Source organism: Achromobacter seleniivolatilans (genome assembly GCF_030864005.1).
Classification (GTDB): Bacteria; Pseudomonadota; Gammaproteobacteria; order Burkholderiales; family Burkholderiaceae_B; genus Achromobacter; species Achromobacter seleniivolatilans.
This window is the reverse complement of sequence record NZ_CP132976.1, coordinates 279,126-295,444: the sequence shown is the minus strand read 5'-3', so window position 1 is coordinate 295,444 and position 16,319 is coordinate 279,126. Positions and strand designations below refer to the sequence as shown.

At 62.3% G+C, this 16,319-nt stretch carries 13 protein-coding genes; 5 read left to right on the top strand and 8 right to left on the bottom strand.

Annotated features, from left to right (window positions below; all coding sequences use genetic code 11):
* Nucleotides 1–3 precede the first annotated feature (3 nt).
* The 4 genes from RAS12_RS01355 to RAS12_RS01340 are packed head-to-tail and all read right to left on the bottom strand — an operon-like array spanning nucleotide 4 to nucleotide 5,717.
* Complete coding sequence (locus tag RAS12_RS01355) at nucleotides 4–777, bottom strand: ABC transporter ATP-binding protein (protein WP_306944708.1); 774 nt, start codon at nucleotides 775–777, stop codon at nucleotides 4–6.
* Nucleotides 778–807: 30 nt separating this feature from the next.
* On the bottom strand, nucleotides 808–1,806 hold the full coding sequence (locus RAS12_RS01350) for an ABC transporter substrate-binding protein (RefSeq protein ID WP_306944707.1): 999 nt from the start codon (nucleotides 1,804–1,806) through the stop codon (nucleotides 808–810).
* 54 nt (nucleotides 1,807–1,860) lie between these two features.
* Nucleotides 1,861–3,600, bottom strand: coding sequence for a hydantoinase B/oxoprolinase family protein (locus tag RAS12_RS01345; protein ID WP_306944706.1), 1,740 nt, complete (start codon nucleotides 3,598–3,600; stop codon nucleotides 1,861–1,863).
* Entirely contained in the window at nucleotides 3,597–5,717 is a 2,121-nt protein-coding gene (locus RAS12_RS01340) for a hydantoinase/oxoprolinase family protein (RefSeq protein ID WP_306944705.1), read from the bottom strand. Before RAS12_RS01340 ends, RAS12_RS01345 begins: the two co-directional genes overlap by 4 nt.
* A gap of 252 nt (nucleotides 5,718–5,969) precedes the next feature.
* Here RAS12_RS01340 and RAS12_RS01335 point away from each other — a divergent pair, with 252 nt between their 5' ends.
* Nucleotides 5,970–6,656 (top strand): TetR/AcrR family transcriptional regulator, encoded by a 687-nt coding sequence (locus tag RAS12_RS01335; protein WP_306944704.1) that lies wholly within the window; start codon nucleotides 5,970–5,972, stop codon nucleotides 6,654–6,656.
* A gap of 7 nt (nucleotides 6,657–6,663) precedes the next feature.
* A complete protein-coding gene (locus RAS12_RS01330; RefSeq protein WP_306944703.1) occupies nucleotides 6,664–7,560 on the top strand; it encodes a DUF72 domain-containing protein in 897 nt (298 codons plus the stop codon).
* 13 nt (nucleotides 7,561–7,573) lie between these two features.
* Here the strand turns inward: RAS12_RS01330 and pdxR are convergent, their stop codons facing one another.
* On the bottom strand, nucleotides 7,574–9,067 hold the full coding sequence (gene pdxR, locus RAS12_RS01325; RefSeq protein WP_371321235.1) for a MocR-like pyridoxine biosynthesis transcription factor PdxR: 1,494 nt from the start codon (nucleotides 9,065–9,067) through the stop codon (nucleotides 7,574–7,576).
* Nucleotides 9,068–9,163: 96 nt separating this feature from the next.
* On the opposite strand from pdxR, the gene RAS12_RS01320 reads away from it, so the two are divergent.
* From RAS12_RS01320 to RAS12_RS01310, 3 genes are all read left to right on the top strand, one after another.
* Nucleotides 9,164–10,429, top strand: a complete 1,266-nt coding sequence (locus RAS12_RS01320; RefSeq protein WP_306944702.1) for a 4-aminobutyrate--2-oxoglutarate transaminase — start codon at nucleotides 9,164–9,166, stop codon at nucleotides 10,427–10,429.
* A 125-nt stretch (nucleotides 10,430–10,554) separates the two neighbouring features.
* Nucleotides 10,555–12,024, top strand: coding sequence for an NAD-dependent succinate-semialdehyde dehydrogenase (locus tag RAS12_RS01315; protein ID WP_306944701.1), 1,470 nt, complete (start codon nucleotides 10,555–10,557; stop codon nucleotides 12,022–12,024).
* A gap of 193 nt (nucleotides 12,025–12,217) precedes the next feature.
* A complete protein-coding gene (locus RAS12_RS01310) occupies nucleotides 12,218–13,072 on the top strand; it encodes an inositol monophosphatase family protein (protein WP_306944700.1) in 855 nt (284 codons plus the stop codon).
* Between the two features lie 161 nt (nucleotides 13,073–13,233).
* Here the strand turns inward: RAS12_RS01310 and RAS12_RS01305 are convergent, their stop codons facing one another.
* The 3 genes from RAS12_RS01305 to galE all read right to left on the bottom strand — a co-directional run bounded on the left by RAS12_RS01305 (nucleotide 13,234) and on the right by galE (nucleotide 16,313).
* Nucleotides 13,234–14,052, bottom strand: a complete 819-nt coding sequence (locus RAS12_RS01305; protein ID WP_306944699.1) for an NAD-dependent protein deacetylase — start codon at nucleotides 14,050–14,052, stop codon at nucleotides 13,234–13,236.
* A gap of 68 nt (nucleotides 14,053–14,120) precedes the next feature.
* The gene (epsC, locus tag RAS12_RS01300) at nucleotides 14,121–15,068 is read right to left on the bottom strand and encodes a serine O-acetyltransferase EpsC (protein ID WP_306944698.1); all 948 of its coding nucleotides are present in this window, start codon (nucleotides 15,066–15,068) and stop codon (nucleotides 14,121–14,123) included.
* A gap of 183 nt (nucleotides 15,069–15,251) precedes the next feature.
* Entirely contained in the window at nucleotides 15,252–16,313 is a 1,062-nt protein-coding gene (gene galE, locus RAS12_RS01295) for a UDP-glucose 4-epimerase GalE (RefSeq protein ID WP_306944697.1), read from the bottom strand.
* Between the last annotated feature and the right edge of the window lie 6 nt (nucleotides 16,314–16,319).

The window sequence follows — 16,319 nt, the reverse complement described above, 5'->3', positions numbered from 1 at the left end:
CGGTTATCCCTTGTAAATGCCCAGTGCGCGAAACGTGTCGCGGATTTGCCTGACGCAATCGACGAAGGCGGGCGTTTCCCGCACGTCCAGGCCGCGAGGCCGCTCGATACCGATCGGCACCACATCTTCAATTCGCCCTGGGCCCCGCCCCATGATGACGACCCGTGTCCCCAGGTAGACGGCCTCGGCAATGGAATGCGTAATGAAGACCACGGTTTTTCCAGTAGCCAGCCAGGTGCGTTGCAATTCGGCGTTGAGTTCGTCGCGAGTGAACGGATCTAACGCGCCGAAGGGTTCGTCCATCAGCAGCAATTGCGGGTCCAGCAGCAACGCCCGGCAGATCGACACGCGCTGGCGCATTCCGCCGGACAGTTCCCGGGGATAACGCTCCAGAAACTGGCCCAGGCCGAACAGTGCCAACAGTTCGCGCGCACGCGGCTCCAGATCACGGGGTTTCTGGTCATGGAACTCGGCGGCCAGCAGCACGTTGTCCAGGATGTTGCGCCATTCAAGCAACAGGTCGCGCTGGAACACAACCCCCATATTGCGAGGCGGTTCAGTAATGATCTGCCCCTGCAATGTCAGGCTGCCGCTGGATGCGCGTTCCAGCCCCGCAATGCACTTGAGCAACGTGCTCTTGCCGCAACCGCTGGGTCCCACGATGCTGATGAATTCCCCTTCTTGTATGGACAGGCTGACGTCCTTTAAGGCGTGCAAGGCGCCGCGCGGTGATTCATAGATCCGATTGACCTGATCCAACTCCAGAAAACCCGGCATATGACTTTCTCCTGGCATGGGTGGGCCGGTTCAGTTGGGCAACAGGGCGTTGGTGTAATAGTCGGACGGCTTGCGTCCGGCCTTGATCATGCCCGCCTGCTCCATGCTCTGGATGGCCGCTGCCCAATCACTGTCGTACTGACGGCCAAACGGCGCGTCCGGGACGGTGGGGCTTTTGAAGAATGGCCGGTAGGCCTCAAGCTGGCCGCGCAGTACATCGGCGTCCAGGTTCGCATTCGGACGCTGCGCCAGGATGGCTTGCACTCCCTCTTCCAGATGGCCGTCATAAAGGTATTGCCAGGCGCGAACCTGCACAGCCACAAATTTCGCCAAGGCCGGCCCGCGCTTCTTGATGACATCTGGAGTAGCGGCCAGCCCGTAACTTGGAAAGCTGATGCCGCTGTCTTCCAGCAGCAACGCTGTAGCTGGACGAGATTTTCCCACCATGGGCACGCCAAACGGCGCCTGCGACATGAAGGCGTCGCTATTGCCCGATGCGTAGGTGGAGATCATGGCGCTGGGCGACACCATCACCAGATTGACGTCGCTGCGCGACATACCGTTAGCCTTCAAAAACGGATCGATGAACGGCACCCAGGGGCTGGTGGCGAAACAGACTATTTTCTTGCCCCGCAAGTCTTTAGGCCCGGTCACCTTTTGGCCAGCGTCTGTCATGACCGCCAGATCGCCCGTGCGCGCAAAACCGGCGATCGCCATCAGATCCAGCCCGTTCTCCATGGCAACCGCCATCGTCCCTACCGACACCTGCCCCACGTCCACGCGCCCGGCAGCCAGCAGTTGCAAGGTGTTGATGGTGCCCGTGCCATCTTCGATATCAACCTTCAACCCTTCCTGCTCGAACCAGCCTTTCTGGGCGGCCAGATGCATGGCCGCATGCATGCCCCACGGCGAAAAATCCATGCGCACACGCAGCGCTTCGGCGCCTGCGGCCTGGCCAGCCACCAGCAAGCCCGCCATGACGGCCATCGCGCCGAACAGGCGCCGAGCCTGATTGTTGAACCCATTCATATTTTTTTCCCCTTGATTATTAGTGTGACGGATGGCGGCCTTGGCCGCCCCCAGCTATCGGCTGACTGCCATCAACGCGCCGCTCGCCGCCTGGTCGGCAAAGTCCGGCTCCGAACCCGCAGCCGCGCCGTAGTGCTGGCGCACATATTCAGCGCTGATCTTGCCGTTCCAGACGTCTAGCGCGATCGCTGCCGGGTCGCGTTCTGATGGCTTGCCAAACCCTCCGCCGCCAGGCTGTATATGCGTCACCACGTCTCCTCGCGAAATCATCATGCTGACCTTGCTGGGCAGCAGGCTTGCGGGTTCGCCCTCTCGGTCAAGCCGGTTGATGGCTGCGGCCGCAGACCCGCCCCCCGCCAAGCCATATGGCCGGAACTTCATGCGGTCCGCTCGCAATTGCAGCAACACGTTGTCTTCCAGGACCCGGTAACTGCGGCGTATGCCCAAACCTCCGCGAAAGCGCCCCGCGCCGCAGGAGTCCGGCTCCAATTCATAAGCCTCGACACGCACAGGGTGTTGGGCTTCCATCACTTCAACCGGCGTGTTGGACAAATTTTGAGAAGCATTGGTAATGGCTTCGATGCCATCGCTTTGCGGACGTCCGCCCCAGGCGCCGCAAATCATGTCCACGATGATGTAGGGTTTGCCTGCGGCATTCTTGCCCGACAGGCACACCACCGTGTTGCCGCCTTCGCCCGCGGCCGGAATGCGGTCGGGCACCACCTGCGCCAGCGCGCCCAGCATGGCATCGAACACGCGGTACCCCGTCAGCGCGCGAGCGGCGACCGCCGCAGGTTCCAGCGGGTTGAGCACCGTGCCTGCGGGCGCATGGATTTCAACGCAACGGAACACGCCGGCGTTGTTCGGCACATCGCCCTTGAGGGCGCAGCGCACGCTGAGGTAGGTGCAGGACTTGGTGTAAGACAAGGTCGAATTGATCGCCGCCCGCACTTGGGGGGACGAACCGGTGTAGTCCACGCTGACGTGGTCCTCATGCACGGTCAGCGCCACCTTGATCGGAATCGGGTCAGGCGACAGACCGTCGTCATCGATGTAGTCGGTAAAGTGAAATGTGCCTTTCGGCCAGCGCCGGATTTCTTCTCGGGTCAGACGCTCGGCATAGTCCAGCAGTTCCGCAAAATAAAGCCGGGTGCGCTCCCTGCCGTAGCGGTCGAACAAGGCCGTCAATTCCCGCACGCCCACCTTGGCCGCAGCATACTGCGCACGCAAATCACCCAGCACGCGGTCCGGCACCCGGACGTTGCGCTCGATAATGCGTTCCACCACATCGTTCACGCGCCCTGATTCATACAGTTTGACCACCGGGATACGTATGCCTTCCTGGTAGATTTCGGTCGAATCGCTGGCATTGGAACCCGGGACGCGTCCGCCCACATCGGTGTGATGGCAGATCACTACGCAGTAGCCCTCGATCTCGTCCCCGTAGAAAAACGGCACGAACATGAAGATGTCTGGCAAGTGCATGCCCCCTTCATAGGGGTCATTCAAAATCACGGCATCCCCCGGTTTCAGGCCGGCCGCATAGCGTTTTTTCACGGCTTCCATGGCCTCGGGAATGGCGCCCAGATGCAGCGCAATCGTCTTGGCCTGCGCAATCATGCGCCCGTCCCGGTCACAAATCGCTGCGGAATAGTCCATCACGTCTTTGACGATTTCAGACCGCGCTGTGCGCAGCACCGTGTAGGCGACCTCGTCGACGATGGCGTCCATGGCGTTCTTGACCACCGCAAAGGTGACGGGGTCGATGACGGGCGGGATGGCAATAGCGTTCATAGGGCCTCCGAAACGAGTTCGATGATGATGTTGCCGATGGCGTCCGACCAGGCGCGAGCATCCGGCGGCACGACAATCGTGGTGTCGTAGGACTCGATGATCAACGGGCCGGAAACCGGCGTTGGCGTCATGTCCGAGCGCGGCATCAGCCTGGCCAAGCATGGCTCTTCATCGGGATCAAAACTGACATGGCGCTCGCCACTCACGCCCGCAAGCGCGCTGCTGTCCACCCCGCTCTGCGCAAAATCCAGCCGCAGTGCACTGCGCCCGTATGCGAATACGCGCACATTGACCAGTTCCAGGGGCTCGTCGCTGCAATAGCCAAAGGTGCGTTCGTACAGCGCATTGAAATCTTGCGCCAGCGCGGCCTGCACGCCCGCATCGGTAAAGCCGCCGGTGAGCGGCACGGTCAGCTCCGAACTCTGCCCCAGATACCGCAGATCGGCGCTGACCTGGACGTCCACGGCATCGTTGCCATATCCCTCTGTGCCCAGCACTGCCCGGCCCTGATCGCACAAGGCGTTGATCGCGTCTTGCACAGCGGCTCCGTCGCAGTCATCCAACGGCCGCAGAACCGCCTTCACAAAGCAGTGTTCGGCATCAGCCGACAGCATGCCTGCCGAGCAAAATACGCCCGCCATGACCGGCGCAATCACCCGTTTCACGCCCAGCAGACGCGCCACATCCACGGCATGCAGCGGACCGCCGCCGCCGAAGGCGATCATGGTCATGTCACGCGGATCGCGTCCGCGTTCTATGGTGACCGCCCGCATGGCGCGCGCCATGTTCACATTGGCGACACGGCGGATTCCGTGCGCCGCCTGTATCGCGTTCAGGCCCAGTGGACGGCCAATGTCTTCCAGCACGGCACGCTGCGACAGGCGGGGGTCCACCTTCAGGCTGCCACCGGCCAGTGCATGCGGATTCAAGTAGCCCAGCACCATATTGGCGTCCGTTACCGTGGGCCGCAGGCTGCCATTGCCATAGCAGGCAGGGCCCGGCCAGGCGCCTGCGGATTCAGGCCCCACACACAACAAACCGCCCGCATCGATGCTGGCAATGGAGCCTCCTCCCGCGCCCACCTCTGCAATGTCGATGGCCGGCACCTTCAGTACATATCCCCCGCCCTTGACGAAACGGCTGGAGGCGCTGATCCCGTCACGAAACTCGTACTCCGTGGTCAAGGCCGGCACCCCATCAATCACGATGGATGCCTTGGCGGTGGTGCCGCCCATATCAAACACGATCAGCTCGTGTTCGCCGCCTAACGCGCCCATCACGGCGGCGCCCGCCACCCCGCCCGCAGGCCCCGACGCCACGGCAAACACTGGCCGTTGAGTCGCCGAGGCCACGCCCATCATGCCGCCGTTAGAAGCCATTACCTGCAACGATGCCGTCACGCCCATGTCGGCCAGATCCGCCTTCAGCCGCGCTAAATAGGTGCGCATGGCGGGCAGGATATAGGCGTTGACCACCGTGGTGCTGGTGCGTTCGTACTCCTTGATTTCCGGCAGCACATCACATGACGCACTGACCAGAATGCCGGGGAATTCGGTTTCGATCACATCGCGCGCGGCGATCTCGTGGGCTGGGTTGATATAGCTGTTCAAAAAACAGATGGCGATGGATTCGATGCCTTCGGCCGCCAACTCTCTAACCACACCGCGGACCTCTTCAAGCTTCAGCGGCGTCACGATTTTCCCGTCCGCGCCGATGCGCTCGCGTATGCCGCGCCGGTAGCGTCGAGGCACCAGCGGATCAGGCTTTTGCCAGGCCAGGTCAAACATGGTGGGTGTGCGGATGCGGCCAATTTCCAGCACATCGCGGAAGCCCTCTGTTGTCAGCACCGCGGTATTGGCGCCCACCTTTTGCAGGATTGTGTTGGACGCCGTGGTGGTGCCATGCACGATCTCGCCAATGTCACCGGGCCGGATGCCGGCCTGTTCAATCAGCGCCCCCAACCCCTGGACGATGGCCTGCCCCAGATTGCCGGGGGTGGTGGACGTCTTGTTCACGAAGATGCGTCCGTCCGGCATGGACATGACGATATCGGTAAACGTGCCACCGATATCGCAACCCACACGCACACCTGCTTTGCCTGCCACTGCTGTATCCATCGTTGCTCCCCTGATCGCGGCGGCCTTGCACCCTGTGCAGGCAGGCCTGAATCCGCGGTGAAATCGGACCTTGAATACTGCCTTAACTAACTAACTGGTTAGCACAATAGACGCATCGTAGAAAGCTTGTGGACATGGTGTCAATACACTGCGGCAGATGGTTTTCCCCTAGATGCAAGTTCGGGTTACGCTAGCGCGAAGAGTAGAATTTCTATTGCACCCACCCCCCAATAAAGGTCTATCGCACCCGCCATGCCAGCGAAGAAGACATCAGAGACAAAGACCCAGACACGCAACGCGCAAGCCACCAAGGAACGCATCCTGAATATGGCGTTCAAGGAGTTCGCGGCGCGTGGCTATGACGGTGCGCGCATCGATGCCATCGTGGCCCGCTGCAAGGTCAGCAAGAACCTGATCTATCACTATTTTTCGGGCAAAGAAGACCTGTTCATTCAGGTGATGGAGCGCGCATACGGCGCCATGCGCGAACGGCAGAACGAGTTGGCTCTGACCGGCGACGACCCCGTGGCTGATATGCGCACGCTGGTTGAAAAGACCATCCAGCATTTTGTTGAGCAGCCCGAATTCATCCAGCTGTTGGCGACTGAAAACCTGCACAAAGCCGTACACATCAAAAAATCACGGGTCATTCCGGTGATTTTCAATCCCCTGCGCCGCGCGCTGCACAACATCCTGGAACAGGGCAAAGCAAAAGGCGTATTCCGCCAGGATGCCGATTGGATTGATTTGTATGTGTCGATCTCCGGCCTGGGGTCCTACTTCGTGTCCAACCGCTATACGCTGTCGTATGTACTGGACGTGGATCTGGGCACCAAGGAACGCCTGGCCAGCCGGATGAAGCACATCCCCGACATGGTGATCAGCTATCTGTGCAACCTGAGCGATGCCCCGCCTGCGGACAACAAGAAATCAGCCTAGACCCGCCATGCGTATCCTGACCGGCACTGCCTCCTGGACCGACCCCACGCTGCTGGCCTGCGGCCGTTTTTATCCGCCGCAGGCCAGCAGCGCCGAAGCCCGGCTGCGCTTTTACGCGTCGCGTTATGGCATGACGGAGATCGATTCCAGCTACTACGCGCTGCCCACTGCCGAGAATGCCTACCGATGGGCGCAGCGCACGCCGGATGATTTCATCTTCAACATCAAAGCATTCCGGCTGTTCACCGGCCATCAGACTCCGCTCGCCGCCTTGCCTGCCGACATCCAGCGCGAACTTGGCGGCTGGCCCGAACCCGTCATCTACCAAGATCAGATGCCATCTGACCTTAGCGGCGAACTCTGGCGCCGTTATCAGTTGGCGCTGGAACCCTTGCGGATGCCCGGCAAGCTAGGCGCGGTGCATTTTCAATTTCCGTCCTGGATTCGGCGCGATGCACGCGGACGGGCGCGGGTGGCAGACTGCGCGCGGCGCATGGACGAACATCTGATCTCTGTAGAGTTCCGGCATCAGAGCTGGTTTGAAACCCCCGCCGCCACGGCGGACACGCTGGCTTTTGAGCGCGAGCTGGGTGTTGTGCACACCATCGTGGATGCACCGCAGGGGTTTGACAACACCGTGCCTGCCGTATGGGAAAACACGCATCCTGATTTGACGTTGTTGCGGCTGCATGGACGCAACGCGGCTGCCTGGAACGTATCCGGCACGGCCTCATCGGGCCGCTTCCAATACGAGTATTCAGAACAGGAACTGGCGGAACTGGCCGAGCGGTTCAGCCGTCTGGCTGCGCAAAGCACGCAGGCGCACGCAGTGTTCAACACCAATTTTGAAGACCAGGGAATGCGCAACGCCGCAGCGTTCGCATCGGCGCTGCTGCCTTTCTAGGCGAAGGCCGCAATCAAGCCGCAACTGGCGTTCTTGCGACTTCCGCCAGGCTCTCCAGCAACACCTCGAACTTGCGCGCGATATCGTGCTCGGGCACACAAGCGTAGCCCAACAAAAGCCCAGGCCTGCGGCCTTGCTCGTTGACGTAATAACGCGATAGCGCACGCGTCAGCACGCCCTTGCTGCGCGCCACTTCCACCACACGCAAATCATCCATGTCCTCTGGAAGCGTCAGCACCAGATGCAAACCCGCCATGCTGGCGTCGCGGTGCAGCCATTCCGGACCAAGCCGGCGTTCGATCAGATTGACCAGCATGGCGCGGCGCCGCCCGTACAACATGCGCATGCGGCGTATGTGGGCGGCGTAGTGGCCTTCGGAAATAAAGGTGGCCAAGGCCGCGTGGGTCATCAGGTGCCCTTCGCGGTATAGCTCGGCATGCGCCGCCTGAAACGCGGCAGTCAGCGGTTTGGGCAGCACCAGATAACCCACCCGCAAACCCGGGTACAACGTCTTGCTGAACGTGCCCATGTAGATAACCGGCGCATCGGGTTCCAGGCCCAGCAGGGATGCGATGGGCCGGCCCGAGAAACGGAACTCGCTGTCGTAGTCGTCTTCGATAATCCAGCTGCCGCTTTGCCGCGCCACGGCCAGCAACTGACGGCGGCGGGTCAGCGACATGACGGGACCCAAAGGATATTGGTGTGACGGGGTGACGAAGATGAATCGCGGCGGCGTGCCGCCAGCCTCAGGCAACCGCATGCCTTCTTCGTCGACCGGCAGGTGCACCGTATGCAGGCCATTGGCTTGCAGAATCGTGCGCGCGCCCCAGTAGCCAGGGTCCTCGACCCAGGCGGTTTCGCCAGCTTCGCCCAGAATGCGGGTGGTCAGGTCGATGGCCTGATGAGAACCTTCGGTGATGATGATCTGTTCGGGATCACAGTCGATGGAGCGCGTGAGCGCCAGGTGCTGGGCCAGCGCTTCGCGCAGCGCCGGCAGACCGCCGCCATAGGCGTAAGTCAACAGATCAGGCGACGGATTGCGCCACAGCGCGCTGAAAATGCGGCCGAACTTTTTATGAGGGAACTCGGTAAGATCAGGAACGCCTGGCATGAAGGCGCCCCATTGATAAGGCGAGGCCGACACGCCGTCCACAATGGCAGCCCCCCGTGGCGACAGCACCGGACGCGGCTGGGTTTGCGGCGGCTGGCGCAAGCGCCGGCCGCTGGCCAGATAGGAATCCGGCACCGACGCATTGACGAAGGTGCCGTTGCCCTGCCGGCTGCGGGTGTAGCCTTCTGCCAGCAGCTGGCTATAGACGTGCACCACGGTGTTCCGGGCGATGCCCAGCTCGGCCGCCAGATCGCGGGACGCGGGCAAACGCGAGTCCGCGGCAATGGCCCCTTCCAGGATGGCCTCGCGAATGCCGCGATACAAACGCTTGTTCATGGGCTCGCTGGATCCATCGGCCAGACGCAGCAGCAGCAAGTCACCTACAATGGAACGCAATTGGTTCTACCTGATTTATCAAAGTGGTTCCCACAAGTGGGGCCATCGTAGCATTAAATAAGGTTTTTCCCGCCCACCATGTCCCTTGAGGCTGAGATGAAGAATCAGGACCTGAATACCCGCCGTTCTCTGGCCACGCCCCGCGGCGTTGGCGTCATGTGCGACTTCTATGCCGTGCGCGCCGAAAACGCCACGCTGTGGGACGCCAACGGCAAGGAATACATCGATTTCGCGGGCGGCATTGCCGTTCTGAACACGGGCCACCTGCACCCGAAGATCAAAGCCGCCGTTTCGGCGCAGCTGGATAACTTCACGCACACGGCCTATCAGATCGTGCCGTACGAAGGCTATATCTCGCTGGCCGAACGCATCAACCGTCTGGCTCCTATCGACGGCCTGAAGAAGACTGCCTTCTTCACCACCGGCGTCGAAGCCGTTGAAAACGCGGTCAAGATCGCACGTTCGTTCACGGGCCGTTCAGGCGTGATCGCTTTTTCGGGTTCGTTCCACGGCCGCACCATGCTGGGCATGGCGCTGACCGGCAAGGTGGCCCCGTACAAGCTGTCGTTCGGCCCGATGCCCGGCGACATCTATCACGTGCCGTTCCCCAATGCCACGCAAGCGATCTCGGTTGCGGATTCGCTCAAGGCGCTGGACCTGCTGTTCAAGTGCGACATCGATCCCAAGCGCGTTGCCGCCATCATCATTGAACCGGTGCAAGGCGAAGGCGGCTTCAACATCACGCCGCCCGAACTGATGACTGCGCTGCGCAAGCTGTGCGACGAGCACGGCATTCTGCTGATCGCCGACGAAGTCCAAACCGGCTTTGGCCGCACCGGCAAGCTGTTCGCAATGGAGCACCACTCGGTACAGGCCGACCTGATCACCATGGCCAAGAGCCTGGGCGGCGGCTTCCCGATTTCGGGCGTGGTCGGCCGCGCCGACGTCATGGACGGCCCGGCAGCAGGCGGCCTGGGCGGCACCTACGCTGGCAATCCGCTGGCCGTGGCCGCTGCGCACGCCGTGCTGGACGTGATCGCTGAAGAAAAGCTGTGCGAACGCGCTACCCAACTGGGCGACAAGTTGCGCGCCCATCTGGAAGGCCTGCGCGCCAAGGTCCCCGGCATCGTCGATGTGCGCGGTCTGGGCTCGATGGTGGCACTGGAACTGAACGATCCGGCCACCGGCAAACCCGACGCAGAAGCCGTCAAGCGCGTGCAGGCGCGCGCTATCGAACGCGGGCTGATCCTGCTGAGCTGCGGCGTGTACGGCAACGTGCTGCGTTTCCTGTACCCGTTGACCATTCCCGATGCGCAGTTCGATCAAGCATTGGCTATTCTGACCGAGGCGCTGACCGCCTGATGCTCAGGGCCTGAACCCCGATTCATCGGTTGGCAGGCATGGTAATTGCGGGCGTGCAGCGGATTCCCGCCACGCCCGCAGCCGTTTCCTGGCTCCGATGCCTTTCATTCAAGGAGACTCCAATAATGACCGCTCTGTCCCATCCCCTGTCGCGTCCTGAACTGTTGCGCGACGCCTGCTTTATCGACGGCAAATGGGTCGGCGCCGGCGCCGGCGCGTCGATCCCCGTGGACAACCCGTCCACCGGCAAGACCATTGTGTCCGTGCCCAAGCTGGGCCGTAAGGAAACCGAACAAGCCATCGCCAGCGCCCAAGCCGCGCTGCCCGCATGGAGCGCCAAGACCGGCAAGGAACGCGCCACGATCCTGCTGAAGTGGGCCCAGCTGATGATGCAGAACCAGCAAGATCTGGCCACCATCATGACGTCCGAACAGGGCAAGCCCGTGACCGAAGCCGCTGGCGAAATCGCCTACGCCGCATCGTTTTTGGAGTGGTTTGCTGAAGAAGCCAAGCGCATCGACGGCGACGTGCTGCAAAGCCCCAAGGCGGGTCAACGCCTGTTGGCGTTGAAGCAGCCCATCGGTGTCACCGCCGCGATCACGCCGTGGAACTTCCCGGCCGCCATGATCACCCGCAAGGTGGGCCCGGCCTTGGCCGCCGGCTGCACCATGATCGTCAAGCCCGCCCAGCAGACGCCGCTGACCGCCTTGGCCTTGGCCGTGCTGGCCGAAGAAGCTGGCGTGCCCGCTGGCGTATTCCACGTCATCACCGGCAGCTCGCGTGATATTGGCGCCGCCCTGTGCGAAAGCGATGTGGTCCGCAAGTTGAGCTTCACGGGCTCGACCGAAGTCGGCCGCACGCTGATGGAGCAATGCGCTCCCACGATCAAGAAGCTGTCGCTGGAACTGGGCGGCAACGCGCCCTTCATCGTGTTTGATGACGCCGACCTGGACCGCGCCGTGGACGGCATCCTGGCCTCCAAGTACCGCAACGCCGGCCAAACCTGCGTATGCGCCAACCGCATCTATGTGCAAGCCGGCGTCTACGAAGAGATCGCCAAGCGTCTGGTGGCCAAGGTCAACGCCATGAAGGTCGGCGACGGCTTTGAAGATGGCGTGACCCAAGGTCCGCTGATCGACGCCAGCGCCGTTGAAAAGGTGCAGGAACACATCGCCGACGCAACGTCGCATGGCGCCAAGGTGATTGCTGGCGGCAAGCCGCATGCGCTGGGCGGCACGTTCTTTGAACCCACAGTGGTTCGCGATGTGACGCAATCGATGCGCTTTGCCAGCGAAGAAACCTTCGGCCCGGTGGCCCCGCTGTTCCGCTTTGAAACGGAGCAGGAAGTCATCGCCATGGCCAACGACACCATCTTCGGTTTGGCCGCGTATTTCTTCACCCGCGACTACGCCCGCATCTGGCGTGTATCGGAATCGCTGGAATACGGCATTGTTGGCATCAACACCGGCCTGATCTCCAACGAAGTGGGTCCGTTTGGCGGCGTCAAGCAATCGGGCCTGGGCCGCGAAGGCTCCAAGTACGGCATCGACGAATACTTGGAAATCAAGTACTTGTGCGTGGATCTGGGCGCCTGAGCCCGGGCTGCGCGGCCCCGCGCCGCGCATCGGGGATAAGCCGGTCCGCACCCGCTTATCCCCAACAACTGTGGACAACCCGGCAGATAACTTCTGCATAGCCGGAAAAAGTCCTTTGATTCCAGTGACTTACAAATCTCGATCAATTGCCGCTCAGGCGTGATAGATTTGCGCGTTCCCTGGACGAGTCTGTATGAGCAAAACCTTTACCCGTGACGACACCCGCAAGCTTGCAGCCATCCTGGCGGAAGCCGCACTGGTGGAGGTCATGCCGCGCTTTCGCAACCTGCCCGAAGGTTCGGTGCGGGGCAAGAGTTCGCCGCGCGACCTGGTGACTGACGCGGATGAAGCCGCTGAACGCCTGATTGCAGCCCGGCTGGCCAAGCTGCACCCGGGCGCGGTGCTGATCGGCGAAGAAGCCTCCACACGCAACCCCGCGCTCTTGAACATGCTGGTCGACGCCGACCTGGCGTTTCTGATCGATCCCATCGATGGCACGAGCAACTACGTCGCGGGCCTGCCGCTGTTTGGCATGATGATCGCGGCCTGTCACCGCGGCGACGTGATCGCCGGTGTGATTTACGACCCGGTCAGCCGCGACAGCGCCTTGGCCGTACGCGGCGAAGGCGCCTGGATGGAATATGAAAACGGAAGGCAGGTGCCGCTTGCCGTGGCGCCGCCGGCGCCGCCCGAAGACATGGACGGCCTGATTGCCACGGGCGCTCTGCCGGAACCCTTGCGCACCACCGTCAACAGCAATCTGTCGCGCCTGGGCAGCACGGCGTCGCTGCGTTGCGCCGCCCATGAATACCGTATGTTGGCGGCGGGCCATTGCCATATTGCCTTGTACAACCAACTGACGGCCTGGGATCACGCGGCCGGGTGGCTGCTGCACCGCGAGGCCGGCGGTTACGCCGCACGCTTTGACGGGTCGCCCTACAAACCCACGCACCGGTCGGGCGGTCTGCTCTATGCGCCAGACGCTGGCAGTTGGCATGCCGCCCGCAAAGCGTTAATGGGGGACGCAATAGAGGGTGTTGAAACTTGACAGCGGCGCAATAAGCCCCGTCAAAATATCGGGGTATTCCCTAGGAATTATCCACAGTTCCTGTGGACAACCCTATGGAAAGGTCTGTAACAGCGCCGAAAAACCCTTATATGACAGGTACTTGCTTAGACCGGTCAAAAACCGGCCGATGAAACGCCGGTTTACAGGGCATCCAGCGCTAAGGCGCAAGGTTGTTCCACCTTCAGGGTCAGCAGACTGTCCGCCCGGGTCCGGCCCAGGTTGATCGCGGCGATCGGCATTCCATTGCGGGATGCCGCTGTCACAAACCGGTAGCCCGAATACACCATCAGAGACGATCCCACGACCAGCACGGCGTCGGCATTCATGAGCCCGGCGTTGGCGCGGTCCACCCGGTCGCGCGGTACGGTTTCACCAAAAAAAACCACGTCGGGCTTTACGATGCCGCCGCAACGCGGGCACGGGGGGACGCTGAAGCGCGAGAAGTCTTCGCCTTCCAGATCGGCGTCCCCATCTGGCGCATCCGTGGCATCCAATGAGGTCCATTCGGGATTGGCGTCTTGCAGGGTTTCCTGCCACGCCTGCCTGCCGCCGCGCCAATCACAGTTCATGCAGCGGACTTCGTCCAGCCGGCCATGCAGGTCCACCACCTCGCGGCTGCCAGCGGCTTCATGCAGGCCGTCGACATTCTGCGTCACCAGTACCGTGACATGGCCGCGTGACTCCAGCCGCGCCAGCGCCCGGTGCGAGGCATTCGGCTGCACGCTGCCGAAACGCCGCCAACCCACCATGCTGCGTGCCCAGTAGCGGGCGCGTGCCAGGTCATCGCCCATGAAGGTCTGCAAGGTCATCGGCGGCTTGCGCTTCCATTCGCCTTCCGTATCGCGATAGTCAGGGATACCGGAATCGGTACTGACTCCCGCCCCCGTCAGCACGAACAAACGCGGGTGGCGGTCGATAAAGCCGCGCAGGGCGGCTAGATCCGAGACTCCTGTATCCATCCTGACTCCTGTGTCCTGACCGCCTCACAGCTGGCGTAGCAGCGTCTGAGGCGCAAGCAAAAACGGCGTCAGCCGCCCAGACCGCAATCGGGCATATCGCTGACCAGACTGGCCTGCGTCACGTTACTACCCGGCGCGACACTGCGCGTCAGCCAGACGTTGCCGCCAATGGTCGATCCCTTGCCGATCGTGACCCGGCCCAGGATCGTCGCGCCAGCGTAGATCACCACGTCATCTTCGATCAAGGGGTGGCGCGCCAAGCCTTTCTTGAGCTCGCCGTTTTCGCCGGGCGGGAAACGCTTGGCGCCCAGCGTGACCATTTGATAGAGCCGGACTCGGTCACCAATGATGGCGGTTTCACCGATGACGACGCCTGTGCCGTGATCAATGAAAAAGCTGCGGCCAATGGTGGCGCCAGGGTGGATGTCGATACCCGTGTCTGCATGCGCGATTTCGGCCACGATGCGGGCCAGCATCGGTACGTTCAGGCGATACAGCACGTTGGCCAGACGATGATGGATCATCGCCGCCACGCCCGGATAACAGAGCAGCACTTCGTCGACACTGTGCGCTGCGGGGTCGCCTTGATAGGCGGCGGTCACGTCCAGATCCAGCGCGGCGCGCACGCGCGGCAACTCGGCGCCGAACTGCCGCACGATTTCAATCGCGCGTTGCTGAGTGTCCACGGGGTCGGCCTGATCATGACGCCCGACGTATTGCAGTTCAAGACGGACCTGATGCAAGAGCGCATCCAGCGCAGCGCCGATGGTATGACCGACGTAGAAGTCTTCGACCTCTTCGCGCAGGTCTATCGGACCCAGGCGCATTGGGAACAAGGCCCCACAGAGGTCTTTGATGATCTGGCGCAGGCTTTCCTGCGATGGAAACTCGCGCAGGCCGGCGTCTTCACGCAGGCGGCCGCGGGGGCCGCGCCACGCCACCCGCGCATCGCGCAGACCGGACACGATACTGTCCAGGTTCCAATGGGCGGGCGGAATATAGGTCGGGCCGCTCATTGCCACTGCCCCGAACGGACGCCGATGAATCCGGCATACGGATCAAAATCAAACATGGTTGTGCCTCGCTGACGGTGCATTGCCCAGCCGGCGGGGCCGGCTGGGCAATGTTGCTTCGCAATATTTCCGTCAACTGTAACCGCTTGCGCCCCATCCCGGAATCCTTCCGACACGGCATTGGGGTTATGCGGCGGCCTGGCTTGCCTCGTCAGCTTCGTAGCCCTGCGGATTGCCCTGCTGCCAGCGCCAGCCATCGGCGCACATCGCGGCCACGTCCAGGGTACTGCGCCAGCCCAGCAACGACGCTGCCAAGGCCGGGTCGGCCCAGGTGCTTGCGACATCGCCCGGACGCCGGGCCAGCCTGCGTACCGGGATCTGGCAGCCGCTGGCTCCCTCAAACGCCTGCACCAATTCCAGCACGCTGGTACCCTGCCCCGTGCCCAGGTTCACCGCCACAAAGCCGGGATGATCCGCAGCATAGGACAAGGCCAGCACATGCCCCTGCGCCAGGTCCATCACATGCAGGTAATCGCGCACGCCGGTGCCGTCGGCCGTGTCGTAGTCGTCGCCGAACAACCGCAGGAAGGGCTGGCGGCCCACGGCGACCTGCGTGATGAAGGGGAACAGGTTGTTAGGAATGTCTCGCGGGCTTTCGCCGATCTGCCCGCTGGGGTGCGCGCCGATCGGATTGAAATAGCGCAAGACCACCGCACTGAATGCCGGGTCCGCCGCGCAAACATCACGCAGCATGTCTTCCACCATCAATTTGGTGCGCCCATACGGATTGGCCGGCGCCAGCGGATGCGCCTCGGTAAAGGGCAGGTAGCGCGGTTCGCCATACACCGTGGCCGACGAGCTGAACACCAGCCGCCCTACACCCGCATAGCGCATGGCTTGCAGCAATACCATGGAGCCCGTGACATTGTTGTCGTAGTACTTCAAGGGGTCCGCCACCGACTCGCCCACGGCTTTGCAGCCCGCAAGGTGCAGCACCGCGTCTATCGGCGCGCCGCGGGCCGCCGAATCGGCCAGCACCGATTCGGCCAAGCCGGGCGTGCGGATATCGCCTTCGATCAGCGGTATTGGCACACCACACAGCCGTTCCACACGGCGGACGGCCTCGCGGCAGCCATTGCTGAAGTTATCCAACACCAGCGGCCGCTGGCCCGCCGCCAGCATCGCCACCAGCGTGTGCGTGCCGATATAGCCCGCACCGCCAGTGACCAGCACTTGCATGTCTGCCATACCCGC

Bases quoted from the DNA above. Each gene is read 5' to 3' on its own strand.
- RAS12_RS01345 (WP_306944706.1), bottom strand. From the start codon at position 3,600: ATGAACGCTATTGCCATCCCGCCCGTCATCGACCCCGTCACCTTTGCG.
- RAS12_RS01350 (WP_306944707.1), bottom strand. From the start codon at position 1,806: ATGAATGGGTTCAACAATCAGGCTCGGCGCCTGTTCGGCGCGATGGCC.
- RAS12_RS01335 (WP_306944704.1), top strand. From the start codon at position 5,970: ATGCCAGCGAAGAAGACATCAGAGACAAAGACCCAGACACGCAACGCG.
- RAS12_RS01355 (WP_306944708.1), bottom strand. From the start codon at position 777: ATGCCGGGTTTTCTGGAGTTGGATCAGGTCAATCGGATCTATGAATCA.
- RAS12_RS01310 (WP_306944700.1), top strand. From the start codon at position 12,218: ATGAGCAAAACCTTTACCCGTGACGACACCCGCAAGCTTGCAGCCATC.
- epsC (WP_306944698.1), bottom strand. From the start codon at position 15,068: ATGAGCGGCCCGACCTATATTCCGCCCGCCCATTGGAACCTGGACAGT.
- RAS12_RS01320 (WP_306944702.1), top strand. From the start codon at position 9,164: ATGAAGAATCAGGACCTGAATACCCGCCGTTCTCTGGCCACGCCCCGC.
- RAS12_RS01330 (WP_306944703.1), top strand. From the start codon at position 6,664: ATGCGTATCCTGACCGGCACTGCCTCCTGGACCGACCCCACGCTGCTG.
- RAS12_RS01340 (WP_306944705.1), bottom strand. From the start codon at position 5,717: ATGGATACAGCAGTGGCAGGCAAAGCAGGTGTGCGTGTGGGTTGCGAT.
- galE (WP_306944697.1), bottom strand. From the start codon at position 16,313: ATGGCAGACATGCAAGTGCTGGTCACTGGCGGTGCGGGCTATATCGGC.
- RAS12_RS01315 (WP_306944701.1), top strand. From the start codon at position 10,555: ATGACCGCTCTGTCCCATCCCCTGTCGCGTCCTGAACTGTTGCGCGAC.
- RAS12_RS01305 (WP_306944699.1), bottom strand. From the start codon at position 14,052: ATGGATACAGGAGTCTCGGATCTAGCCGCCCTGCGCGGCTTTATCGAC.